The sequence below is a fragment of the Bacillus sp. JJ1533 genome, assembly GCF_036965045.1.
Lineage (GTDB): Bacteria > Bacillota > Bacilli > Bacillales > Bacillaceae_L > Ferdinandcohnia.
The window spans coordinates 276921-300755 of the sequence record NZ_JBALOV010000035.1; the positions used below are offsets into that span (position 1 = coordinate 276921).

The window sequence follows — 23835 nt, forward strand, 5'->3', positions numbered from 1 at the left end:
CTAAGCGCCTTTCACTTTTCCATTCAATAAGATTTGCATATAAATAGCGATTATGTTATAGTTTTTATGGAAATGCTATGTATAATTACTGGTAAAAGAGTGGGGCTTCCCACTCTTTATTCTTTGACTGAGGCTAAATGTGTAACAACTTTCTTTTAGATGGGACTTCTCTATATTTTCCAACTGCCTCCCTGCTATTATAGCAGGGTGTTTTTACACTACTTAGGAAATACTAACGTATAAAAAAGAAATTCCTTTTCAGCTTAGGAGGAAAAACATGAGTAAAAAGGTAACACAAATAGTGGAAGAATTAGTGATACCTATTGTAACTGAATTACAAATGGAACTTGTCGACGTGGAGTATGTAAAGGAAGGAAAAGACTGGTTTTTACGTGTCTACATTGACTCTGATAAAGGGGTTGATATAGAAGATTGTGGAACCGTAAGCGAAAAATTAAGCGAAAAGCTTGATGAAGTAGATCCTATTCCTTATAACTATTTTCTCGAAGTATCAAGTCCTGGTGCTGAACGCCCATTAAAAAAGATGAGTGACTTCGATAAGGCAATTGGAAAACAGGTGTATGTGAAAACATACGAACCAATCGATGGTGAAAAGATTTTTGAAGGAGAGCTTACATCATTTGATGGAAGCACAATTACGATTAATATCATGGTCAAAACACGCAAAAAATCTGTAGAAATTCCGTATGAAAAGGTTGCAAACGCAAGACTTGCTGTTACTTTTCATTAATAGTTAGAATTCATAAGGGGGATTAGAAAAGAAATGAGTAGTGAATTATTAGATGCCTTAACATTGCTCGAGAAAGAAAAAGGCATTAGCAAAGATGTAATTATTGAAGCAATTGAGGCAGCACTTATTTCTGCTTATAAGCGGAATTTTAATCAGGCTCAAAATGTAAGAGTCGATTTAAACTTAGCAAATGGTTCGATGCGTGTGTTTGCTAGAAAAGATGTAGTAGATGAAGTGTTTGACCCACGATTAGAAATCTCCTTGGATGAAGCAAGAACCATTAATCCTAATTACCAAGTCGAAGACGTTGTCGAAATTGAAGTAACACCAAAAGACTTTGGTAGAATTGCCGCTCAAACTGCAAAACAGGTTGTAACTCAACGTGTTCGTGAAGCAGAAAGAGGAGTTATTTATTCAGAGTTTATTGATCGCGAAGAAGATATCATGACGGGAATCGTTCAGCGTCTAGATTCTAAGTTTATCTATGTAAGTTTAGGGAAAATTGAAGCATTGCTTCCAGTAAACGAACAAATGCCAAATGAACAATATAAGCCGCACGACAGAATCAAAGTCTACATAACAAAGGTTGAACGAACAACAAAAGGACCACAAATCTTTGTTTCTAGAACACATCCAGGATTATTAAAGCGTCTTTTTGAGATTGAAGTTCCTGAGATCTATGATGGAACAGTTGAGATTAAGTCAGTTGCGAGGGAAGCTGGAGATCGGTCTAAGATTTCTGTTCACTCAGATAATTCTGAAGTAGACCCAGTTGGCTCTTGTGTTGGTCCAAAGGGACAACGAGTTCAAGCCATTGTGAATGAATTAAAAGGTGAGAAAATTGATATAGTCAAGTGGTCTGATGATCCAGTTGTGTTTGTTGCGAATGCCTTAAGTCCATCAAAAGTACTTGATGTCATTGTTCACGAAGAAGAAAAAGCAACAACTGTTGTCGTTCCTGACTATCAATTATCTTTAGCAATTGGAAAACGCGGACAAAACGCACGTTTAGCTGCAAAACTAACTGGGTGGAAAATTGATATCAAAAGTCAAACAGAAGCTGAGCAAGCGGGGATTTTCCCAAGAGAGGCTTTTGGTTTATTTGATGACAATGAAGAAGAAGCCGAGGATGAAGCATTCGATTTGCAATCTGAAGAAATCGAGTGAGGTGAAGGAAATTGGTAAGTAATAAAAAAATACCATTGCGGAAATGCATTGCTAGTGGCGAAATGAAGCCAAAAAAGGAACTTGTCAGAATTGTACGTTCCAAAGAAGGCGAAGTTTCAATCGACCTCACTGGAAAAAAGTCTGGTCGTGGTGCATACCTCAGTAAAGACAAAGAGTGTATTTTAATGGCAAAGAAAAAGAACATTCTTGCTAGTCAACTGAAAGCAACGATTGATGATTCAATCTATGAAGAATTACTTCAATTGGTAGATAAGGAGTAGCTTTGTAGATGGAAAACAAGGAATGGATGTCGTTATTGGGTCTTGCCAATCGAGCGAGAAAAGTCATTTCAGGAGAAGAACTTGTTGTGAAGGAAATTCGCAATGGAAACGCAAAGCTAGTTCTCTTATCTGAAGATGCGTCAGCAAACACTACAAAGAAAATTACGGATAAAAGCACGTATTATCAAGTTCAACTTCGTACTGTAAGCGATAGGTATACATTAGGGCATTCAATTGGAAAGGATGCAAGAGTGGTTGTCGCAATAACAGAAAGTGGGTTTGCAAAAAAAATTAGTCACTTGCTCGATTAACATATTTGGGGGTGAACATATGAGTAAAATGCGTGTATACGAATATGCAAAAAAACAAAATATCTCAAGTAAAGAAGTAATTAATAAGCTTAAAGAGATGGACATTGAGGTTAAAAATCATATGGCAACGATAGAGGGAGATATTTTGAATAAATTAGATCAATCATTTGGAAAGAAGTCAGAACAGGTTCAGCCTGTGAAGGAACAAACCAAAAATAGTACAGCAAAACTACCTGTTAATGATAAAGAAGTGGTTGACAAAAAAGAAACGAAGAAAAAGCCTGTACCTCCTAAAAATCGTGACGGTAGTAAAAAAACCGAAACTGTAGGACAAAAAAAGGGATTCCAGTCTAATAATAATAATAGAAATAATAAGAATAATAAAAACAAACAAAGAGGTAATATTCGTCAGCATAATCAACATCAACCTGTTCAACCAAAGCCTGAAAAGAAATTGCCTGAAAAGATTACGTTTATCGGTTCATTAACGGTTGGGGAATTAGCTAAAAAACTAGGCAAAGAACCTTCAGAAATTATTAAAAAGCTTTTCATGCTAGGTGTTATGGCTACAATTAACCAAGAACTTGATAAGGATTCAATTGAATTAATTGCATCTGATTATGGAGTAGCGGTTGAAGAAGAAATTGTCTTTGACGTTACCGAATTTGAACAGTATGTTGAAGAAGATAACGATGCAGATTTAATTGAAAGACCAGCTATCGTAACAATCATGGGACATGTTGACCATGGTAAAACAACCACCCTTGATTCAATCAGAAATACAAAGGTCACAGCTGGCGAAGCCGGTGGTATCACTCAGCATATTGGTGCATATCAAGTAGTTGTAAATGATAAGAAAATTACGTTCTTGGACACTCCAGGACATGCTGCGTTTACAACTATGCGTGCAAGAGGTGCTCAAGTTACGGATATCACTATCTTAGTTGTTGCTGCAGATGATGGTGTAATGCCACAAACAGTAGAAGCGATTAACCATGCGAAGGCTGCTGAGGTTCCAATCATCGTAGCTGTTAATAAAATGGATAAACCAACTGCAAATCCTGATCGTGTTATGCAGGAATTAACAGAACATGGGCTCATTCCAGAGGATTGGGGTGGAGACACCATTTTCGTTCCAATCTCGGCATTAACAGGTGAAGGTATCGACAACTTACTCGAAATGATTCTTCTTGTCAGTGAAGTTGAGGAATACAAAGCAAATCCGAAGCGAAGAGCGACTGGAACAGTCATTGAAGCACAACTTGATAAAGGCAGAGGTTCTGTTGCAACATTATTAGTTCAAAATGGAACACTTCGTGTTGGTGATCCAATTGTAGTTGGAAACACATTTGGTCGTGTCCGTGCAATGGTTAATGACATTGGCCGTCGTGTCAAAGAGGCTGGTCCATCCACTCCTGTAGAAGTCACAGGGTTAAATGATGTACCACAAGCTGGCGACCAGTTTGTTGTATTTGAAGATGAAAAGAAAGCACGCCAGGTTGGAGAAGCTAGAGCTCAAAAGCAATTAGTAGAGCAACGTGGTGATAAAGTAAAAGTTAGTCTTGAAGATTTATTTGAGCACATTAAACAAGGTGAAATGAAGGAAATTAATCTTATTGTTAAAGCTGATGTTCAAGGCTCAGTAGAGGCATTAGCTGCATCTCTTCAAAAAATAGATGTAGAAGGTGTTAAAGTTAAGATTATTCATACAGGTGTCGGTGCAATTAATGAATCAGATATTACTCTCGCATCAGCATCAAACGCGATTGTAATCGGATTTAATGTACGACCTGATGTGAATGCAAAGCGAACTGCTGAAGCAGAGGAAGTTGATATCCGCCTTCACCGAATTATCTATAAAGCAATTGAAGAAATCGAATCCGCTATGAAGGGTATGCTTGACCCAGAATTTGAAGAAAAAGTAATCGGTCAAGCGGAAGTTCGTACTACCTTTAAAGTATCTAAGATTGGTACAATTGCTGGTTCTTATGTAACAGATGGAAAAATTACACGTGATAGTGGAGTGCGCCTAATCCGTAATGGAGTTGTTATCTTTGAAGGTGAACTTGATACATTGAAACGATTCAAAGATGATGTCAAAGAAGTTGCACAAGGCTACGAGTGTGGTATAACAATTACAAAATATAACGATATTAAAGAAGGAGACATCATTGAAGCATTCGTGATGGAAGAAGTTGATCGTCATTGATCGGCTATGTAGAGTGCGAATGTGTCATATATGATGCAAATTCTCTAAAAGCAAAACGAGCCGTATTACAAAGTGTTATGACTCGACTCAAACAAAAGTTTAATGTTTCAGTTGCAGAGGTAGACTATCAAGATACATGGCAACGCACCAAGATAGCAATCGTTACTGTGTCTTCGAGTCGAAAGCATTCTGAACTCGAATTAAACAATGCCCTAAAGTTTATTGATTCGTTCCCAGAATTAGATCGAACAATAACCGACTTTGAGTGGTTATAAGAGGTGATATCTAGATGAGTTTACGACCTAATCGTGTTGGAGAACAAATGAAAAAGGAATTAAGTGATATCATTGGACGGAAAATCAAGGATCCTCGGATCGGATTTGTTACTGTAACCGACGTCCAAGTTACTGGAGACCTTCAGCAAGCTAAAGTTTTTATATCGGTTTTAGGTGATGAAGAACAAAGACAGAATACGTTAAAAGGTCTTGCCAAAGCAAAAGGCTTTATCCGCTCAGAAATCGGTCAGCGTATTCGTTTACGGAAAACACCGGAAATTCTATTTGAGTTTGACGAATCAATTGATTACGGGAATCGGATTGAATCCATCCTTCATGAAATTAATAAGGAATCAAATCAAGAATCAAACCGAGAATAAGGGGGAGGATAGGCTTTTTTATAAAGTCTATCCCTTTTTTCAGTTGTTTTTTATACATAAACAACGAAAGCATAAGAGAAAAGTTAGGGAGTGGCTCTTAGTGGATGGAATTTTATTACTCAATAAACCAAAAGGGATGACTTCCCATGATTGTGTTTTTAAGGTGCGAAAGTTAATTAAAATGAAAAAAGTAGGCCATACGGGCACATTAGATCCTGATGTTTCAGGAGTATTACCCATTTGTTTAGGACGAGCAACAAAGATCGCGGAATATGTAACAGCTGCAAATAAAACCTATGAAGGGGAAGCGACAATCGGTTTTTCAACGACAACAGAGGATGCGTCAGGTGAAAGGGTGGAAGAAAAACGAGTCGAACGGCAAATTACAACAGCTGAAGTTTTAGACGTATTTCGTTCATTAACTGGTGAAATCGTTCAAACACCTCCTATGTATTCTGCAGTCAAAGTTAATGGAAAACGCCTCTATGAGTACGCTAGACAAGGTTTGGTAATCGAAAGACCATCTCGGAAAATAACTATTCATAAACTAGAGCTGCTCAGTGATATCGTTCAAATGGATGGAACGGCCTCTTTTCGTTTTCGTGTAACTTGCAGTAAGGGCACATATGTTCGAACTTTAGCTGTGCAGATCGGCGAAAAACTTGGGTATCCATCTCATATGTCTGATTTGATAAGGACCTCTTCGGGTGACTTTACCCTTGATCAATGCGTGACGCTAGAAGAATTAGAGGAGTATGTCCAAACGGGAACAGCAGAGGACCAACTTCTAAAGATTGAAGATGCTCTTTCTCATTTGCGCAAAATTTTAATTAATGATAAAGTAGCAGAGAAAGTAAAAAATGGGTCTGTTTTCCCGCTTCCACAAGAATTAAATGAGATTCCTGCTGGGGAACCTATTGCTGTTTTTCATCAAGGAGAAATCCTAGCAATATATCAACGACATCCAGAAAAAACACAATTGATAAAACCTATTAAAGTATTAGTTAATAACCAGGAATTAAAATAAGATAGGTTATTCGAAAGTAGAAAAGGTGAATTAGAAGTGAAAACGATTCATATCACACACCCACATTCCTTTAATCAAACAGATTTACCTCCAACTGTTTTAGCTTTGGGATATTTTGATGGTATTCATTTAGGTCATCAGAAGGTTGTTGACACTGCTAAGAAAGAAGCAGAGAAGCAAGGAATCGCATGTTCTGTTATGACATTTGATCCTCATCCATCAATTGTCCTTAAAAAAGATGTGACGGATGTTCAATATATTACTCCATTACATCACAAACAAGAGTTATTTGAAGGAATGGAAATTGATTATTTATATATTGTAAATTTCTCATCTGAGTTTGCAAGTTTATCACCACAACAATTTGTCGATCAATACATTATTGGTTTGAATGTGAAGCATGTTGTTGCAGGATTCGATTTTACATTTGGTCGATTTGGAAAGGGAACAATGGACATTCTTCCCGATCTAGCTAATGGACGTTTTACTCAGACGACTGTTGAGAAATTAACCTTCAATAATGAGAAGGTGAGTTCGACAGTAATTCGAGACTTGATTCAAAAAGGAGAAGTGGACCTACTTCCTCCGCTTTTGGGTAGATTTTATACAGTTAAAGGTACCGTAGTTGATGGTGATAAACGAGGAAGAACAATCGGCTTTCCGACAGCAAATGTAAAAACGAGTGAGGAGTATATTATCCCTAAAATGGGGGTATATTCCGTCAGATTAAAGGTCGGTTCAAAATGGTATAATGGTGTTTGTAACCTTGGGGTAAAACCTACCTTTAATAAAGATGAGACTGTACCATCAATTGAAGTTCATCTGTTTGACTTTAATGAAGACATCTATAAGGAAGAAGTCGTCGTAGAATGGCATAACAGAATACGTTCCGAAAGAAAGTTTCCGTCCATAGATGAGTTAATCAAACAAATTGGCCAGGATAAGGAACAGGCAAAGCAATACTTTGAGAAAATAGACGAACATACTTGCTTTTTATCATAAAAAGTTGTATTCTAGTTAAGTATGAAAAAGAACCATTGCGTGGCAGTTCGAATCACCAACGTCTGCTAGGTAATCGGGGATACTATTATAGGAGGTGAATAGGATGGCTATCACACAAGAGCGTAAGAATGAAATTATCAGCGAGTTTAAAACTCATGAAAATGACACTGGTTCACCAGAGGTTCAAATCGCTGTCCTAACTGAGCAAATCAATAAGTTAAATGATCATTTACGTACACACAAGAAAGATCATCATTCACGTCGTGGTCTATTAAAGATGGTTGGTAAACGTCGTAATTTATTAACATATCTTCGTAATAAAGACGTTACTCGTTACCGTGAATTAATCAACAAGCTTGGACTACGTCGATAATCTACGAAAAAGCGGGAGCATTCCCGCTTTTTTATTAGGTTAAAAATGGAGGGATATTTTTCCTTCTTTTCTACTATATTTGAACAAAATTCACTTTACATATTGAACGAGTATTGATATGTTCGAATAAATTAGTTCATACTATCAGTACATAATATACATTTTGAATGTGATTTAGAGAGGGGTACTATTATATGGAACAAGGAAAGCAAATTTTTTCCATGGACTGGGCTGGCAGGCAACTGACCGTCGAAATTGGTCAATTAGCGAAACAAGCTAATGGAGCTGCATTAGTTCGCTATGGAGAAACGGCTGTCTTAAGTACAGCAACCGCGTCAAAAGAACCAAAACCATTAGATTTCTTTCCACTTACTGTAAACTATGAAGAGCGATTATATGCAGTTGGAAAAATCCCTGGAGGATTTATTAAACGTGAAGGTAGACCAAGTGAAAAAGCAATTCTAGCAAGTCGATTAATAGACCGTCCAATACGACCTTTGTTTGCTGATGGATTTAGAAATGAAGTTCAAGTAGTCAGCATTGTCATGAGTGTGGATCAGGATTGTTCATCTGAAATGGCGGCTATGTTTGGTTCTTCCTTAGCATTATCTGTTTCAGATATCCCATTTGAGGGTCCAATTGCAGGTGTAACGGTTGGTCGAGTAGACAATCAGTTTATCATTAACCCTTCAGTAGCAGATCAAGAAAAAAGTGATATCCATTTAGTAGTTGCTGGAACAAAAGATGCTATTAACATGGTTGAAGCAGGTGCAGATGAGGTCCCTGAAGAAGTGATGCTGGAAGCTATTATGTTTGGCCATGAGGAAATCAAGCGTTTAATCGCATTCCAAGAAAAAATAGTAGCTGAAGTCGGTAAAGAAAAAAGGGAAATTGTTCTTTATGAGCTTGATTCAGAGCTAGAAGCGCAAATTCGAGCAAAAGCAGAAGAAGACATCAATAAAGCTGTACAAGTTGCTGAAAAGCATGCAAGAGAAGATGCAATTAATGAAGTCAAGGTAGCAATTGTGGCTGAATACGAAGGACAGGAAGCTGATGAAGCTACCATTAAGCAAGTGAAGGAAATTTTAAATAAACTTGTAAAAGAAGAGGTTCGTCGCTTAATCACCGTTGAAAAGGTTCGTCCGGATGGAAGACAAATTGATGAAATTCGTCCACTTTCATCAGAAGTAGGATTATTATCACGTACACATGGTTCAGGATTATTTACACGTGGACAAACCCAGGCATTAAGTATTTGTACACTTGGTGCTTTAGGGGACGTGCAAATTTTAGATGGATTAGGAATTGAAGAGACAAAACGTTTTATGCACCACTATAATTTCCCACAATTCAGTGTTGGTGAAACGGGTCCAATGAGAGGTCCTGGACGTCGTGAAATTGGGCATGGTGCTTTAGGGGAACGTGCATTAGAACCTGTGGTTCCTTCTGAAAAAGATTTCCCATATACAATTCGTCTTGTATCTGAAGTGTTAGAATCAAATGGGTCTACTTCACAAGCAAGTATTTGTGCAAGTACACTTGCGATGATGGATGCAGGTGTTCCGATTAAAGCTCCTGTAGCTGGTATTGCAATGGGACTTGTTAAATCAGGTGAACATTATACCGTATTAACGGATATTCAAGGTATGGAAGATCATTTAGGAGACATGGACTTTAAGGTTGCCGGAACATCAAAAGGTGTTACAGCCCTTCAAATGGACATTAAAATTGCTGGCCTTTCCCGCGATATTCTTGAAGAAGCATTGCAACAAGCGAAAAAAGGTCGTATGCAGATTTTGGATTCCATGTTAGCCACTTTAACAACACCAAGATCTGAGCTTTCTAAATACGCGCCAAAGATTTTAACAATGGCAATCAATCCAGATAAGATTCGTGATGTGATTGGACCAAGTGGTAAACAAATCAATAAGATCATTGATGAAACTGGCGTGAAAATCGATATTGAACAAGATGGTACAGTCTTTATATCTTCTGTTGATGAGGCGATGAATCAAAAAGCTAAGAAAATCATTGAGGATATCGTTCGTGAAGTAGAAGTGGGTCAGATGTATCTTGGTAAAGTAAAACGCATTGAAAAATTCGGTGCATTTGTTGAAATTTTCAGTGGTAAAGATGGACTTGTTCATATTTCTGAGCTTGCTGAAGAGCGAGTTGGAAAAGTTGAGGATGTTGTCGCACTTGGTGATGAAATACTCGTAAAAGTTACAGAAATTGATAAGCAAGGTCGAGTGAACTTATCTAGAAAAGCTGTCTTACGTGAACAAAAGGAAAAAGAAAAACAACAACAAAATTAATTTATTCTAAAGCCTGGTAAACCGGGCTTTTTAGGTTTTATAAACGCAATGTTTCTACATAGTTTTTGGTGTCTAGTTCCAGGCGCCATCGGCTCGAGGTCATAAGCCAATCGCTTCTGAAGGTAAAGGGCACCTTCTGCCAGCGCTCGTCTTATGCTTGTCGCCGATAAACGGGCGCCTTACACTTTTCTTATTTTAAGTTCTACCTTGTCCTTCCTTTACATATTTTCTAGTAAAGAGGGGGATAATGATGAAAAAACAATACATACAATTTTTTGTTTTTATATGCATTTTACTAATTTCTATTGGGTCCTTACATAATCCGTATACAAATGATTACGTCAAGGGGTTAAAAGAGGGCGCTGACGCAATACCTGTTAGCAGTAAAGGTGATCAACTATTAAATGAAATTGAAAAAAGGGCAATTGAGTATAGCATCCCTGCGGAAGATGCTAAAATAGACCCTGTTTGGAAAGCAACACCTGGCCTGAATGGTCTCGAGGTGGATATTCAAGCTTCCTATGAAAAGATGAAAAAAGCTGGTACCTTTGATGAAAGTAAGCTCGTGTATAAGCAGCTCTCACCAAAAGTACATTTAAAAGATTTACCATCCTCCGCGATTTACCGTGGTCATCCAAACAAACCGATGGTTTCATTTTTAATAAATGTCGCATGGGGAAATGAATATATTCCTGATATGCTCGAAACTCTAAAAAAACATAATGTAAAAGCAACTTTTTTCTTGGAAGGTCGATGGGTCAAGGAAAATCCTGATTTAGCAAAAATGATTGTAGATGCCGGGCATGAGGTTGGTAATCATTCCTATACACATCCAGATATGAAAAAATTGTCTTCTGAGCTTGTTAGGGAGCAATTAATTAAGACGAATCAGGTAATTGAGGCAGCAACAGGGAAGAAGCCGAATCTTTTTGCACCTCCAAGTGGAAGTTACCGTGACGAAGTTGTTAAAATAGCAGATGAGCTGGGGATGAAAACAATTATGTGGAGTGTTGATACAATCGATTGGCAGCGTCCACAGCCACATGTATTAGTCCAGAGAGTAATGGGGAAAATTCACCCTGGAGCTCTTGTTTTAATGCATCCGACATCACCAACTGCTCAAAGTCTTGAAAGACTAATTCTATCAATTAAACAAAAAGATTTGGCAATAGACAATGTTTCTACATTATTAAACGAAGAACGAATCATACTAAAGAAAAAGTAACGGTGCTTTAAGAACAGGAGGAATACAACCTTGATCAAAAAATATACTTGTCAAAATGGTGTAAGAATTGTATTAGAAAACATCCCCACTGTTCGATCAGTAGCAATTGGTGTCTGGATTGGGACAGGGTCACGAAATGAAAACCCAGTGAACAACGGGATTTCTCATTTCCTTGAGCACATGTTTTTCAAAGGAACAAAAACAAGATCTGCTAGAGAGATTGCAGAGTCATTCGATAGCATTGGTGGACAGGTAAATGCGTTCACATCAAAAGAATATACTTGTTATTATGCAAAGGTATTAGACGAACATTCAAAATTTGCATTAGATGTTCTAGCCGATATGTTTTTTAATTCGACCTTTGACGAAGAAGAATTGAAAAAAGAAAAAAATGTGGTCTTCGAAGAGATTAAAATGTATGAAGATACGCCAGATGATATCGTCCATGACTTATTAAGTAAAGCAAGCTATGAGAACCACCCATTAGGTTATCCGATTCTGGGTACTGAAGAGACATTGGAAACCTTTAATGGAGATATGCTGCGTCAATATATGAATGAAATGTATACACCGGACAAAGTTGTAATCTCTATTGCAGGAAATATTAATGAAAACTTCATCTCTGAAGTTGAAGCCTATTTTGGTAGTTATTCAGGTAATCAAACTAAGCAAGAATTACAAAAGCCATCATTCCATGCAAATAAAATCACACGTAAAAAAGAAACCGAACAAGCTCATCTCTGTTTAGGCTTTAATGGCTTGCAAATCGGGGATAAAGACGTATATGACTTAATTGTGTTAAATAATATTCTTGGTGGCAGCATGAGCAGTCGATTATTCCAAGAAGTGCGTGAGCAAAGAGGCCTTGCCTATTCTGTTTTCTCTTATCATTCTTCGTATAAGGATGCGGGGATGGTGACAATTTACGGGGGAACAGGTAGTAAGCAACTAAATCTGTTATTTGAAACAATTCAGGATACATTAGCAAAGCTAAAAGCAGACGGTATTACTGAAAAAGAATTAAAAAATAGCAAGGAACAAATGAAAGGCAGCCTTATGCTTAGCCTTGAAAGTACAAATAGCAGAATGAGCCGAAACGGTAAAAATGAATTATTATTAAAAGAACATAAGAGTCTTGATCAAATTATTGATGAAATAAATGCAGTAAATGAAGATAGTGTCAATTCAATGGCAACACAAATATTCAAGGATGATTTTTCACTAGCGTTAATTAGTCCTTCTGATGATTTACCAAGTAAGCTTTCAAACTGAATTTACTTCTAAAAAAGTGGACTACTCCATAAAATGTACAAAGGACATTGAAGGGGTGGTCTTCGTTGAGATTAAGCGAATTAAGTGGAAAAGAAATTGTCGATGTCAAACGTGCCGAAAGATTAGGTGTTTTAGGTCAAACAGATCTTGAAATTGATGAAAGAACAGGTCAAATTAAGGCTCTCATTATTCCTTCTTTAAAATGGTTTGGTTTAAAAAAGCAAGGAAATGAAGTTCGAGTGTCTTGGCAGCATATTCGTAAAATCGGAACTGATATGATCATCATTGATATTCCTGACGAATACGACACAGAGGAAAATGAATAGAAAAAAGAGGAACCCACGGAAATTTTTCCGTGGGTTTTTATTTTTTGAGAAAAATGTTATTCTAATCAAATTTTTCTCTGTTCATTCACCTATTTTCGTTTTGCCTCATAGTATGGTGGAGTAGATAAAATTGTGGTGATTTTATTAAATGCTTTTGCGGAAAGTTTCCCTCCTAACTATAGGAGAAAAGCCGAGAACGCTGGTGTGAGGCATTCACTTACTCACATTCATTCGAGCTTCATTTTTGGTAAAGAAGGTGATAAAACGTATGTTAACTGATATGCATGTAGCAATCATTGGTGGAGACGCACGACAGTTAGAAGTGATTCGTAAACTAATTGAGTTAGATGCAAGGCTTTCTTTGATTGGATTTGACCAATTGGACCATGGATTTACTGGAGCTTCAAAAGAACGATTAGACGAAATTGATTTTTCAGATATAGATGCAATTATTTTGCCGGTATCCGGAACAAACAGTGAAGGTGAAGTTGAAACCATTTTTTCAAATGAAACGGTCGTCTTATCAGAGGAAATCCTGGCACAAACACCTGAACACTGTGTAGTTTATTCGGGAATAAGCAATTCGTATTTAGATGGAATCGTGAATGCTACAAATCGAAAATTAGTACGTTTATTTGAAAGAGATGATGTGGCTATTTATAATTCCATTCCAACTGTTGAAGGAACAATTATGATGGTAATCCAACATACGGATATAACCATTCATAATTCAGATGTTGCGGTACTTGGATTAGGAAGGGTTGGAATGAGTGTGGCAAGAAGCTTTGCTGCATTAGGAGCAAATGTTAAAGTTGGTGCCAGAAAAACAGAACATATTGCGAGAATTACAGAGATGGGATTAACACCATTTCAACTTTCCAATCTTTCGAATGAGGTTAAGGATATTGATGTTTGTATTAATACGGTCCCGCATTTAATTGTCACAGCAAGTGTGATTTCAAAAATGCCTGCTCACACATTGATTGTTGATCTCGCATCGAAGCCAGGGGGAACTGATTTTAGGTATGCAGAAAAAAGAGGAATTAAAGCATTATTAGCTCCTGGATTACCTGGTATTGTAGCACCTAAGACAGCAGGCCAAATCGTTGCGAATGTATTATCTCAACTACTTCTTGAGTTATTACAACAAAGAGAGGAGAAAGAATAATATGACATCATTAAAAGGAAAAAGAATCGGATTTGGTTTAACAGGGTCCCATTGTACGTATGATGCAGTATTCCCTGAAATTATAAAACTTGTAGACGAAGGTGCTGATGTATTACCTGTAGTTTCTTGGACTGTACAGTCAACAAATACACGTTTTGGAGAAGGTGCAGAGTGGATCGAAAAAATCGAAAAAGCGACAGGCAATAAAGTAATTGATTCAATTGTAAAAGCCGAGCCATTAGGTCCTAAACTCCCGCTGGATTGCATGGTGATTGCTCCTCTTACAGGGAATTCCATGAGTAAATTCGCCAACGCCTTAACAGATTCTCCTGTTTTAATGGCTGCGAAAGCCACATTACGAAATCAAAATCCTGTTGTTTTAGGAATTTCTACGAATGATGCATTAGGCTTAAATGGTGTAAACCTCATGAGACTCATGGCAACTAAGAATATTTATTTTATCCCTTATGGCCAGGACGCACCAATGAAGAAGCCTAATTCAATGGTTGCTCGCATGACCATGCTTAGAGATACGGTAGCTGCAGCAATTGAAGGAAAACAATTACAGCCAGTCCTTGTTGAAAGGTACCGTGACGACGAAAACTAATGAAATCTTCATAATAAAGGAGAAAGAATGAAAATTCTTCTCTCCTTTACTACTTGTATGTGGTAAAATATATATCATTAAACGTAAATTAGACGTTCTAGCATTACTAGGAAGGGGAATAACAAATGACAGTAGAAAAAGAATTACATGTTGCGGTTGTAGGTGCTACAGGTGCCGTAGGAATGCAAATGCTCAAAACACTTGAAGAAACGAATTTTCCATTAACAAAACTAACTTTATTATCATCAGAACGTTCTGCTGGTAAAAAGATTACGTATAAGGGTAAAGAAGTAACAGTTGAGGTTGCAACTCCTGAAAAATTTGAAGGTGTTGATATTGCATTATTTAGTGCTGGTGGTGGTGTTTCGAAAGAACTAGCGCCAGAAGCTGTTAAACGTGGTGCAATTGTAGTAGATAACACAAGTGCATTTAGAATGGATGAAAATGTTCCTCTTGTTGTTCCAGAGGTAAATGAAAACGACCTTCTTAATCACAAAGGAATTATCGCAAATCCAAACTGTTCAACCATTCAAATGGTTGTCGCTTTAGAACCAATCCGTAAAGCATATGGTTTATCAAAGGTTATTGTTTCAACATATCAAGCAGTTTCAGGTTCTGGAGTAGCTGCCATTTCAGAAATGAATGAGCAGACAAAGGATATTATTGAAGGAAACGAATTTACTCCAAAAGTTTTACCTGTAAAAGGTGACAAAAAGCATTATCAAATCGCATTTAATGCCATTCCACAAATTGATAAATTTGAGGAAAATGGATTTACTTTTGAAGAAATGAAAATGATTAATGAAACAAAAAAAATCATGCACTTACCAGAACTTCATGTTGCGGCAACCTGTGTTCGTTTACCAGTTGAAACTGGACATTCTGAATCTGTTTATTTTGAAGTTGCTCAAAATGATGTTTCTGCTGAGGAAGTTAAAGAGGTAATCGCAACTGCACCAGGAATTGTACTAGAGGATAATCCTGCAGAGCAAGTATACCCAATGCCAATACATGCAGTCGGTAAAAAAGATGTATTCGTAGGTAGAATTAGAAAAGACCTAGACCAAGATAATGGATTCCACATGTGGGTCGTATCTGACAACTTATTAAAAGGTGCCGCATGGAACTCTGTCCAAATTGCAGGCAGTCTATTAAAGCTAGGCTTAGTTGCAAAATAATCGTTTCAACCCAAACATGAGGTGGTTTCATGAATATTGTTGTACAAAAATTTGGCGGAACCTCAGTTCGAGATGAAGAATCTCGTGAAAGAGCAAAAACGCATATTAAGAGTGCGGTCTCTGATGGATATAAAGTAGTCGTAGTTGTATCCGCAATGGGTCGTATAGGCGACCCTTATGCAACAGATACACTACTAAGCTTAGTAGGGGATCAGAACGCTAAGATTAGCAACAGAGAAATGGATATGCTAGTATCCTGCGGTGAGATTATTTCTAGTGTTGTATTCACCAATATGTTGAATCAGTCTGGGATCTCAGCAGCAGCCTTAAACGGTGGGCAGGCCGGCTTCCGTACCAATAATGATCATACAAATGCCCGAATTACGGAAATGAAGTGCGACAGGTTACTTCAAACGCTTGAAGACCATGATGTCGTAGTAGTCACAGGTTTTCAAGGCATCTCTAAAATAGGAGATATTACGACTCTAGGCAGAGGCGGAAGCGACACGTCAGCAGCAGCTCTTGGTGTTGCGCTGCAAGCCGAATGGATTGATATTTTTACAGATGTGGAAGGCGTCATGACTGCGGACCCTCGAATTGTTGGAGATGCCAAACCGTTATCGGTGGTCACATATAACGAGATTGTAAACATGGCATATCAGGGTGCAAAAGTCATTCATCCACGTGCAGTTGAAATTGCGATGGAAGCAAAGGTACCTATTAGAGTGCGTTCAACCTATAGTGATGCTCCAGGTACACTTGTAACCACCATAGAAAAGCGAAGAGGCGTTGAGGTCAAGGAAAGATTGATCACAGGTATTGCTCATGTAACAAATGTTACCCAATTAAAAGTTCAAGCTAAAAAAGGTCAATATAATCTTCAGACTGAAGTATTTAAGGCTATGGCAAAAGAAAAAATTAGTGTGGATTTCTTTAATATCACACCAAACGGAGTAGTCTACACTGTTTCAGGAGATATGACGGAACGTGCTGTTACAAAACTGAAAGAAATGGGATATGAACCTTTAGTGAATGAGAAATGTGCGAAGGTAGCAACAGTTGGAGCGGGAATGAATGGAGTACCCGGAGTAACTGCCCGCATTGTAACAGCACTTTCGGAAAAAGGAATCCAAATTCTCCAATCTGCAGATAGTCTGTCAACGATATGGGTACTTGTAAAAGAATCCGAAATGATAGAAGCGATTAATGCTCTTCACAAGGCATTCCATTTATCTGATGGACCTGTTGGAGCTGAAGTGGTAGACTATTAAGATGAAAGGGAGCCTTCAACTTTGGGGTGTCCCTTCTCTTTTCAATACTAGTAAGGATGTAGTTTTTGATCAAGCCTAGTACTTATTAATATAACTAGGCGTAATTGATGGGAGTAGGTGTAAAAGCATGATTGATTTTGGAAGAATCTCTACGGCGATGGTGACACCATTTGATAATAAAGGAAATATTGATTTCGGCAAAACAACTCAGTTGATCAATTATTTATTAAACAATGGTACAGAATCACTGGTTGTAGCAGGGACAACAGGTGAATCTCCCACATTATCTTCTGAGGAAAAAGTAGCACTTTTCCGTCATGTTGTAAAAGTAGTTGATGGAAGGGTTCCAGTCATTGCTGGAACAGGCAGTAATAATACGTATGCATCAGTCGAGCTAACTAAAAAAGCACAAGAAGCTGGTGTTGATGCGATTATGCTTGTTGTACCGTATTACAACAAGCCAAATCAGGAAGGGCTTTATCAGCATTTTAAAACAATTGCCGAAAGTACAGATTTACCGGTTATGCTCTACAACATTCCGGGAAGGTCAGTAATTAATATGTCGGTTGAAACCATTATTAAATTATCTAAGATTCCGAATATCGTAGCCGTAAAAGAAGCGAGCGGAAGCTTAGAGGCGATGACCGAAATTATAGCCAATTCAGATGAAAGTTTTGAAGTATACAGTGGTGATGATGGCATTACATTACCAGCACTTTCAATTGGTGCAAAGGGTGTAGTATCGGTTGCTTCTCATGTAATCGGTAATGAGATGAAGCAAATGGTGAGTTCATTTTTACTTGGTAATACAACTGAAGCTGCTAAGCTACATCAAAAGCTGTTACCAATTATGAAGGGACTATTTACAGCACCAAATCCTGTTCCTGTAAAAACAGCTCTTCAAATAAAGGGACTAGACGTTGGATCTGTTCGTTTGCCGCTTGTTCCATTAAATGAGCAAGAACGCATCCAATTATCAAACTTAATTTAAAAAAAGAATTGGGATAAAGGTCAATCATTAGATTGGCTTTTTTTCTTTCACCCCAGAAACCGGAATGAAAAGGGGTCATGTGTTTATACTAAATGGTAAATGGGTTGAAAGGAGATTACAATGAATAATAATCAATACATAAATGAAGAACAACCACAAGGGGATCAAGATAAAAATGAATCTAAGGGCTCATCATTAGTGGACAAAATCCAGCAATTAGGACAAACAAATGTCCCTCAATTGTCAAATGACAGTAAAATTCATTGCCTGACAATTGTTGGCCAAATTGAAGGTCACGTTCAATTGCCTCCACAAAATAAAACAACAAAATACGAACATGTAATCCCTCAAATTGTTGCGATTGAACAAAATCCTAAAATTGAAGGTTTACTTGTTGTCTTAAATACAGTGGGGGGAGATGTGGAGGCAGGACTTGCCATTTCTGAAATGCTAGCATCACTCTCTAAACCAACTGTTTCCATTGTTTTAGGTGGAGGACATTCAATTGGCGTACCTATAGCTGTGGCTTGCGATTATTCTTTTGTTGCTGAATCGGCGACCATGACAATCCATCCAGTCCGACTAACAGGACTTGTTATTGGAGTGCCACAGACATTTGAGTATCTTGATAAAATGCAAGAGCGCGTTGTGAATTTTGTTATCAATCATTCAAATATTCGTGAAGAAAAATTTAAGGAATTGATGTTTTCAAAAGGCAATTTAACAAGAGATATCGGGACAAATGTCATTGGTTCGGATGCAGTAGAGTACGGGCTTATTGATGAAATCGGGGGAATTGGGCAAGCGATTAAGAAATTGAATGAGTTAATTGATGAGAAAAATCTTTCCAATGAAAGTGAGCAGATGATTCAATGATTTTATATACGATGATGCCTCAGGAGCTAATTTATCCGCAAACTGATATGGAAGATAATCAATTTAAATATGTCGATGTAAATGGAGTTTCGTTGGCGGTTAGTCATTCTCAAAATGGTGAGTATATCATCGAAAGAGTAATGAGCACAGACCCGCAACACTTTCTAGACGGAAGGTATTCACCGGGGCAGAAAATAAGACTTTGAGACAAAGCGGATGCTGAAGATTTTCAGAGGAAACTTTTCGAGCACTCAAAAAATCTAGGCACAAATACGCCAAGGCGCATTTGATTGTGCTATAATTTAAGTAGATTTTCATTACAGAGGCAGCCATATTATGGCTGCCTTACTGTTATTGATTGGTAGAGTAGGTGTAGTATGGCAAAACGAAAACGTAGACAGTCGAAACGAAAAGATGAATGGAAAAAAACACTTAAATTTGAATTGCTAGGATTACTATTGCTAGCTTTGGCGTGTATAGGATTAGCTAGGCTCGGAACAGTGGGAACGGGGCTTGTCTATCTATTTCGATTTTTCCTTGGGAATTGGGACATTCTTGGATTAATCGGACTATTGCTTGTTTCACTTTATATCATTTGGAACCGAACATGGCCAAAAATTATTACAAGGCAATTAATAGGAGTCTACTTAATCATTAGCGCAATGCTACTATTAAGTCATATCCCCTTATTTAATTTGCAAACAAATGAAGGCAAATTCACAGACCCTAGTGTTATTAAGAATACTTGGAGCATGTTTTGGGCAGTTGTGAATGGGGATACGAGTACAACGGATTTAGGCGGAGGAATGATTGGTTCAATCCTATTTGCTGCGTCATATTTCTTATTTGATGAAACGGGTACAAAAATCATTTCGGTCTTTTTAATTGTAATTGGTGGTGTGCTGGTGACGGGTAAATCACTCCATGACACAATTGCGAAAATCTTTCATCCTGTTGTTTTATTTTTTAAGAATCAATGGATTGCATTTGTAGATGATCTCAAGGATTGGTCCCAACAACGCAAAAGCCAGCCTAAAAAAGAAAAACAAAAGAAGAGGAAAGAGCCTAAAAAACTAGATAGTCATGTTTCACAGGACGACCCACTTGAAGACGACCCTGTTGAAATTCCGATTGAGCCGATTATCTCAAACTTTGCAGACAAGGCATATACAAAAGACCAAGAGGCCCAGCACGAAAAACATGTGCAACAACATCATGCAAAAGACGATGATCATGATGAGAAAATGCCCATTACCTTTACAGAAGGTGAACTGGAGAATGTTGATTATGAATTACCACCTATTGATCTTCTTCATCCTCCGAAACAAACAAGTCAAAGTGCAGAGCATGAAAATATTTATGAAAATGCTAGAAAGCTAGAAAAAACATTCCATAGCTTTGGGGTAAAGGCAAAGGTCACAAAAGTTCACCTCGGGCCAGCGGTTACAAAATATGAAGTGTATCCTGATGTTGGGGTAAAAGTTAGTAAAATCGTGAATTTAAGTGACGATTTAGCACTTGCTTTAGCAGCAAAAGATATTCGCATTGAGGCACCAATCCCTGGTAAATCGGCGGTTGGGATTGAGGTGCCAAATTCCGAAATTGCTGTTGTGTCGCTCCGTGAAGTATTAGAGGATATTGAACCTCAACGTTCAGATTCTAAGCTATTAATTGGACTTGGCCGCGATATCTCAGGTGAGGCAAAATTTGCAGAACTCAATAAAATGCCACACTTATTAGTTGCAGGGGCGACAGGTAGTGGTAAGAGTGTATGTATTAACGGTATCATTACAAGTGTTTTAATGAGGGCAAAACCTCATGAAGTGAAAATGATGATGATTGACCCGAAAATGGTTGAATTGAATGTCTATAACGGAATTCCACATTTATTAGCACCGGTTGTGACAGATCCTAAAAAGGCATCACAAGCTCTTAAAAAAGTCGTAAATGAGATGGAACGTCGATATGAATTATTCGCACATACTCATACAAGAAATATCGAAGGCTACAATGACTATATTTGTCGTCATAATAGTGAAGAAGAGGCTAAGCAACCTACTCTTCCATATATTATTGTGATTGTCGATGAGCTAGCAGATTTAATGATGGTAGCTTCATCAGATGTTGAGGATTCAATCACCCGTTTAGCGCAGATGGCTCGTGCTGCCGGTATTCACTTAATTATCGCAACACAACGACCTTCAGTCGACGTAATTACAGGTGTTATTAAAGCAAATATTCCATCACGTATTGCTTTTAGCGTCTCTTCGCAAACAGATTCTAGGACAATTCTAGATATGGGGGGAGCCGAAAAGTTATTAGGTCGAGGTGATATGCTCTTTTTACCTGTTGGAGCTTCAAAGCCTGTTCGGGTACAGGGTGCATTTTTATCTGATGACGAAGTTGAAGAAGTTGTAAATTTCGTCATATCTCAACAAAAAGCACAATATCAAGAGGAAATGATTCCGACTGATACGGTTGAAACGACTGATGAAGTGGATGATGAATTATATGAGGATGCTGTACAACTTGTAATTGAAATGCAAACAGCTTCTGTTTCTATGCTACAACGTAGGTTCCGAATTGGATATACAAGAGCTGCTAGATTGATCGATGCTATGGAGTTAAGAGGTGTTGTTGGTCCTTATGAAGGTAGCAAACCAAGGGTGGTTCTTGTTTCTGCAAAAAACGAAGATGTTGGGAGTTAATTACATTTGATTATAGAAGAGCAGTTGCTCTTCTTTTTTTTCGACAAATTACGCAATTCTTATTTATTTCTTTTAGAAAAAATGATATAGTTATTTTCGGATTAATAAGGGTCTAACATCAGAGGTCTGATGACTATATAAAAACTGGGGGAACAGCAGATGACTATCAAGTTGGACAATCGACCATTGTACTTGCAAGTGATAGATCAAATCAGACTTGATATTGACAACGGAATTTATAAAGAAAAGGAAAAACTACCATCGGAATTTCTCCTGGCTAAGCAACTAGGTGTTAGTAGAGCAACCTTAAGAGAAGCTTTACGAATTCTAGAAGAAGAGAATGTCATTATTAGAAGACATGGCGTTGGAACCTTTGTCAATGCGAAACCACTCTTTAATTCTGGAATTGAGCAAATTAGCAGTATAACAGATATGATTATTCAAGCCGGTATGTCGCCTGGTACAATTTTTTTGTCCAAAACGATTAAAACACCTACTGATGGTGATATTAAAGGCTTCAGTTGTGTAGAAAATGAAGAAATAACGGTGATTGAGCGGGTACGTACTGCAAACGGTGAGCCAGTTGTGTATTGTATTGATAAAATTCTTAGTAAAAATTTACCTTCTACCTACTCACATGAAGAATCAATCTTTGAATTATTAGAAAATAAAGCGGGAAAAAAGATTACATATGCCGTGACTCATATTGAACCCATTGGGTATCATGAGACCATTTCCCCAGTATTAAATTGTGATCCGGAAACAGCCCTCTTGCTATTAAAACAAATGCATTATGATGAAAATGATGAGCCAGTATTATTTTCACAAAATTATTTTAGAGCGGACAAATTTTCCTTCCATGTTGTAAGAAAACGTGTATTATAATCTGGTAAAAATGCGCACTTCAAGGAGGTGAATAAGTAGTCCGTTACTAACAAATAAATAATAGTAAGAATTTGTTTTGATTTAAAATTTTTAGGGGGTTAACTCATGTTTAAAAAGAAAGCTGGTTTCGGTCTTGCATTTCTTCTTGCTGCTGGAACATTACTAGGTGCTTGTGGAAGCACAGATGAAGAAGGTACAGGCAAAGGGAATGGCGAAGGTGCCGACCTAAAAGTAGGTATGGTTACTGATGCTGGTACAATTGATGATAAATCATTTAACCAAGGTACATGGGAAGGAATCTTGGCTGCTAAAGAAGAATATGGTATACAAGAGAAATACCTTAGACCTGCTGGTGAAATAGAAGCAGAATACTTAAAAGAGATTGGCAATCTTTATGATGCTGGTTACAAGTTCATGTTTACACCAGGTTTTAAATTTGAAACAGCAATTTATCAAGCACAGTCTAAATACGAAGATGCAAAATTTGTAATTATAGACGGTAACCCACATAAAGGTGACTTTGTTCCGGATGTTGCTGACAACACGGTTGCGGTATTTTTTGCTGAGCATGAATCCGGTTTCTTAGCTGGTGTTGCAACTGCTCTAGAGTTAAAAGAAGGAGAAGCTGGATTTATCGGTGGTATGGAAATCCCTGCTGTACAAAAGTTTAACTGGGGATTCCAACAAGGTGTAACATATGCAAATGAAAATTTGGGAACAAATCTTGGCATTAAAGAACAAAACGTTGTCTACCAAGGTACGTTTACTGATTCTGCAGCGGGTGGACAAATTGCAGCATCCATGTATGACCGTGGTGTAAATGTAATCTTTGTCGCTGCAGGTGGTGTAGGTGTTGGAGCAATCAATGAAGGAAAAACTCGTGCAGGTAATGGTGAAGAAGTTTGGGTTGTAGGAGTTGATGTTGACCAATACGCTGATGGAATTTATGATGAAGCTAACAATAAATCCGTTATCTTAACTTCTGCAATGAAGAAAATCACTCATGCTACTAAAGAAATTATCAAACAAGAACTTGACGGAGAATTCCCAGGCGGACAAACTATAACATATGATGCAAAAAATGATGGGGTAGGCCTTCCGGATGAGAATCCTAATTTAAGCGAAGAAACTGTTAACAAAGTAAATGAAGTTTTTGAAAAGATTAAATCAGGTGAAATTAAAGTCTCCGGTGAACAAGGGAACTTAATCAAGTAATAAATTTGCTGATAAAAGAGAC

23 protein-coding genes and 1 pseudogene are annotated in these 23835 nt (G+C 37.7%); all 24 read left to right on the forward strand.

Going from position 1 to position 23835, the window contains the following annotated elements; translation table 11 throughout:
• Positions 1-277 precede the first annotated feature (277 nt).
• The 24 genes and pseudogenes from rimP (at position 278) to V7138_RS19125 (ending at position 23813) form a co-directional block, all read left to right on the forward strand.
• Positions 278-751: a ribosome maturation factor RimP gene (gene rimP / locus V7138_RS19010; RefSeq protein ID WP_335400397.1), complete on the forward strand. Its 474-nt coding sequence runs from the start codon at positions 278-280 to the stop codon at positions 749-751.
• Positions 752-784: 33 nt separating this feature from the next.
• Positions 785-1918: a transcription termination factor NusA gene (nusA, locus tag V7138_RS19015; RefSeq protein WP_335400399.1), complete on the forward strand. Its 1134-nt coding sequence runs from the start codon at positions 785-787 to the stop codon at positions 1916-1918.
• An 11-nt stretch (positions 1919-1929) separates the two neighbouring features.
• Positions 1930-2199, forward strand: a complete 270-nt coding sequence (gene rnpM, locus V7138_RS19020) for an RNase P modulator RnpM (RefSeq protein WP_335400401.1) — start codon at positions 1930-1932, stop codon at positions 2197-2199.
• Between the two features lie 8 nt (positions 2200-2207).
• Positions 2208-2510 (forward strand): YlxQ family RNA-binding protein, encoded by a 303-nt coding sequence (locus V7138_RS19025; RefSeq protein ID WP_335400404.1) that lies wholly within the window; start codon positions 2208-2210, stop codon positions 2508-2510.
• A 19-nt stretch (positions 2511-2529) separates the two neighbouring features.
• On the forward strand, positions 2530-4719 hold the full coding sequence (gene infB / locus V7138_RS19030; protein ID WP_335400406.1) for a translation initiation factor IF-2: 2190 nt from the start codon (positions 2530-2532) through the stop codon (positions 4717-4719).
• Positions 4716-4994, forward strand: a complete 279-nt coding sequence (locus V7138_RS19035) for a DUF503 domain-containing protein (RefSeq protein ID WP_335400409.1) — start codon at positions 4716-4718, stop codon at positions 4992-4994. Before infB ends, V7138_RS19035 begins: the two co-directional genes overlap by 4 nt.
• Before the next feature lie 14 nt (positions 4995-5008).
• Positions 5009-5374, forward strand: a complete 366-nt coding sequence (gene rbfA, locus V7138_RS19040) for a 30S ribosome-binding factor RbfA (protein ID WP_335400411.1) — start codon at positions 5009-5011, stop codon at positions 5372-5374.
• Positions 5375-5474: 100 nt separating this feature from the next.
• A complete protein-coding gene (truB, locus tag V7138_RS19045) occupies positions 5475-6401 on the forward strand; it encodes a tRNA pseudouridine(55) synthase TruB (protein WP_335400414.1) in 927 nt (308 codons plus the stop codon).
• Positions 6402-6437: 36 nt separating this feature from the next.
• Positions 6438-7422: pseudogene (ribF, locus tag V7138_RS19050) on the forward strand (bifunctional riboflavin kinase/FAD synthetase).
• Positions 7423-7506: 84 nt separating this feature from the next.
• Positions 7507-7776, forward strand: a complete 270-nt coding sequence (gene rpsO / locus V7138_RS19055) for a 30S ribosomal protein S15 (RefSeq protein WP_136378383.1) — start codon at positions 7507-7509, stop codon at positions 7774-7776.
• 194 nt (positions 7777-7970) lie between these two features.
• Positions 7971-10091, forward strand: a complete 2121-nt coding sequence (gene pnp, locus V7138_RS19060) for a polyribonucleotide nucleotidyltransferase (RefSeq protein ID WP_335400420.1) — start codon at positions 7971-7973, stop codon at positions 10089-10091.
• Between the two features lie 250 nt (positions 10092-10341).
• Positions 10342-11316, forward strand: coding sequence for a polysaccharide deacetylase family protein (locus V7138_RS19065; RefSeq protein WP_335400423.1), 975 nt, complete (start codon positions 10342-10344; stop codon positions 11314-11316).
• A 30-nt stretch (positions 11317-11346) separates the two neighbouring features.
• Complete coding sequence (locus V7138_RS19070) at positions 11347-12588, forward strand: M16 family metallopeptidase (RefSeq protein ID WP_335400426.1); 1242 nt, start codon at positions 11347-11349, stop codon at positions 12586-12588.
• Between the two features lie 65 nt (positions 12589-12653).
• Positions 12654-12914, forward strand: coding sequence for a YlmC/YmxH family sporulation protein (locus V7138_RS19075; protein WP_335400429.1), 261 nt, complete (start codon positions 12654-12656; stop codon positions 12912-12914).
• 268 nt (positions 12915-13182) lie between these two features.
• On the forward strand, positions 13183-14082 hold the full coding sequence (gene dpaA, locus V7138_RS19080) for a dipicolinic acid synthetase subunit A (protein WP_335400430.1): 900 nt from the start codon (positions 13183-13185) through the stop codon (positions 14080-14082).
• Position 14083: 1 nt separating this feature from the next.
• Entirely contained in the window at positions 14084-14689 is a 606-nt protein-coding gene (dpaB, locus tag V7138_RS19085; protein ID WP_335400433.1) for a dipicolinate synthase subunit B, read from the forward strand.
• 125 nt (positions 14690-14814) lie between these two features.
• A complete protein-coding gene (gene asd, locus V7138_RS19090; protein ID WP_335400436.1) occupies positions 14815-15867 on the forward strand; it encodes an aspartate-semialdehyde dehydrogenase in 1053 nt (350 codons plus the stop codon).
• 29 nt (positions 15868-15896) lie between these two features.
• Positions 15897-17138, forward strand: a complete 1242-nt coding sequence (gene dapG / locus V7138_RS19095; protein ID WP_335400439.1) for an aspartate kinase — start codon at positions 15897-15899, stop codon at positions 17136-17138.
• Between the two features lie 127 nt (positions 17139-17265).
• Complete coding sequence (gene dapA, locus V7138_RS19100; protein WP_335400442.1) at positions 17266-18129, forward strand: 4-hydroxy-tetrahydrodipicolinate synthase; 864 nt, start codon at positions 17266-17268, stop codon at positions 18127-18129.
• A 120-nt stretch (positions 18130-18249) separates the two neighbouring features.
• A complete protein-coding gene (locus tag V7138_RS19105; protein WP_335400446.1) occupies positions 18250-19005 on the forward strand; it encodes a ClpP family protease in 756 nt (251 codons plus the stop codon).
• Entirely contained in the window at positions 19002-19211 is a 210-nt protein-coding gene (locus V7138_RS19110; protein WP_335400448.1) for a YlzJ-like family protein, read from the forward strand. The genes V7138_RS19105 and V7138_RS19110 overlap by 4 nt, the downstream gene beginning before the upstream one ends.
• Before the next feature lie 171 nt (positions 19212-19382).
• Entirely contained in the window at positions 19383-21713 is a 2331-nt protein-coding gene (locus V7138_RS19115) for a DNA translocase FtsK (protein WP_335400452.1), read from the forward strand.
• A 159-nt stretch (positions 21714-21872) separates the two neighbouring features.
• Positions 21873-22598, forward strand: coding sequence for a GntR family transcriptional regulator (locus V7138_RS19120; protein WP_335400455.1), 726 nt, complete (start codon positions 21873-21875; stop codon positions 22596-22598).
• 105 nt (positions 22599-22703) lie between these two features.
• Positions 22704-23813: a BMP family lipoprotein gene (locus V7138_RS19125; RefSeq protein WP_335400459.1), complete on the forward strand. Its 1110-nt coding sequence runs from the start codon at positions 22704-22706 to the stop codon at positions 23811-23813.
• The last annotated feature ends 22 nt before the right edge of the window (positions 23814-23835 follow it).

Coding starts and splice junctions, on each gene's coding strand:
- V7138_RS19105 (WP_335400446.1), top strand. CDS start 18,250: ATGAATAATAATCAATACATAAATGAAGAACAACCACAAGGGGATCAA.
- V7138_RS19110 (WP_335400448.1), top strand. CDS start 19,002: ATGATTTTATATACGATGATGCCTCAGGAGCTAATTTATCCGCAAACT.
- V7138_RS19125 (WP_335400459.1), top strand. CDS start 22,704: ATGTTTAAAAAGAAAGCTGGTTTCGGTCTTGCATTTCTTCTTGCTGCT.
- infB (WP_335400406.1), top strand. CDS start 2,530: ATGAGTAAAATGCGTGTATACGAATATGCAAAAAAACAAAATATCTCA.
- asd (WP_335400436.1), top strand. CDS start 14,815: ATGACAGTAGAAAAAGAATTACATGTTGCGGTTGTAGGTGCTACAGGT.
- dpaB (WP_335400433.1), top strand. CDS start 14,084: ATGACATCATTAAAAGGAAAAAGAATCGGATTTGGTTTAACAGGGTCC.
- V7138_RS19025 (WP_335400404.1), top strand. CDS start 2,208: ATGGAAAACAAGGAATGGATGTCGTTATTGGGTCTTGCCAATCGAGCG.
- rbfA (WP_335400411.1), top strand. CDS start 5,009: ATGAGTTTACGACCTAATCGTGTTGGAGAACAAATGAAAAAGGAATTA.
- V7138_RS19120 (WP_335400455.1), top strand. CDS start 21,873: ATGACTATCAAGTTGGACAATCGACCATTGTACTTGCAAGTGATAGAT.
- nusA (WP_335400399.1), top strand. CDS start 785: ATGAGTAGTGAATTATTAGATGCCTTAACATTGCTCGAGAAAGAAAAA.
- dapA (WP_335400442.1), top strand. CDS start 17,266: ATGATTGATTTTGGAAGAATCTCTACGGCGATGGTGACACCATTTGAT.
- rpsO (WP_136378383.1), top strand. CDS start 7,507: ATGGCTATCACACAAGAGCGTAAGAATGAAATTATCAGCGAGTTTAAA.
- rimP (WP_335400397.1), top strand. CDS start 278: ATGAGTAAAAAGGTAACACAAATAGTGGAAGAATTAGTGATACCTATT.
- V7138_RS19115 (WP_335400452.1), top strand. CDS start 19,383: ATGGCAAAACGAAAACGTAGACAGTCGAAACGAAAAGATGAATGGAAA.
- V7138_RS19065 (WP_335400423.1), top strand. CDS start 10,342: ATGAAAAAACAATACATACAATTTTTTGTTTTTATATGCATTTTACTA.
- pnp (WP_335400420.1), top strand. CDS start 7,971: ATGGAACAAGGAAAGCAAATTTTTTCCATGGACTGGGCTGGCAGGCAA.
- dapG (WP_335400439.1), top strand. CDS start 15,897: ATGAATATTGTTGTACAAAAATTTGGCGGAACCTCAGTTCGAGATGAA.
- dpaA (WP_335400430.1), top strand. CDS start 13,183: ATGTTAACTGATATGCATGTAGCAATCATTGGTGGAGACGCACGACAG.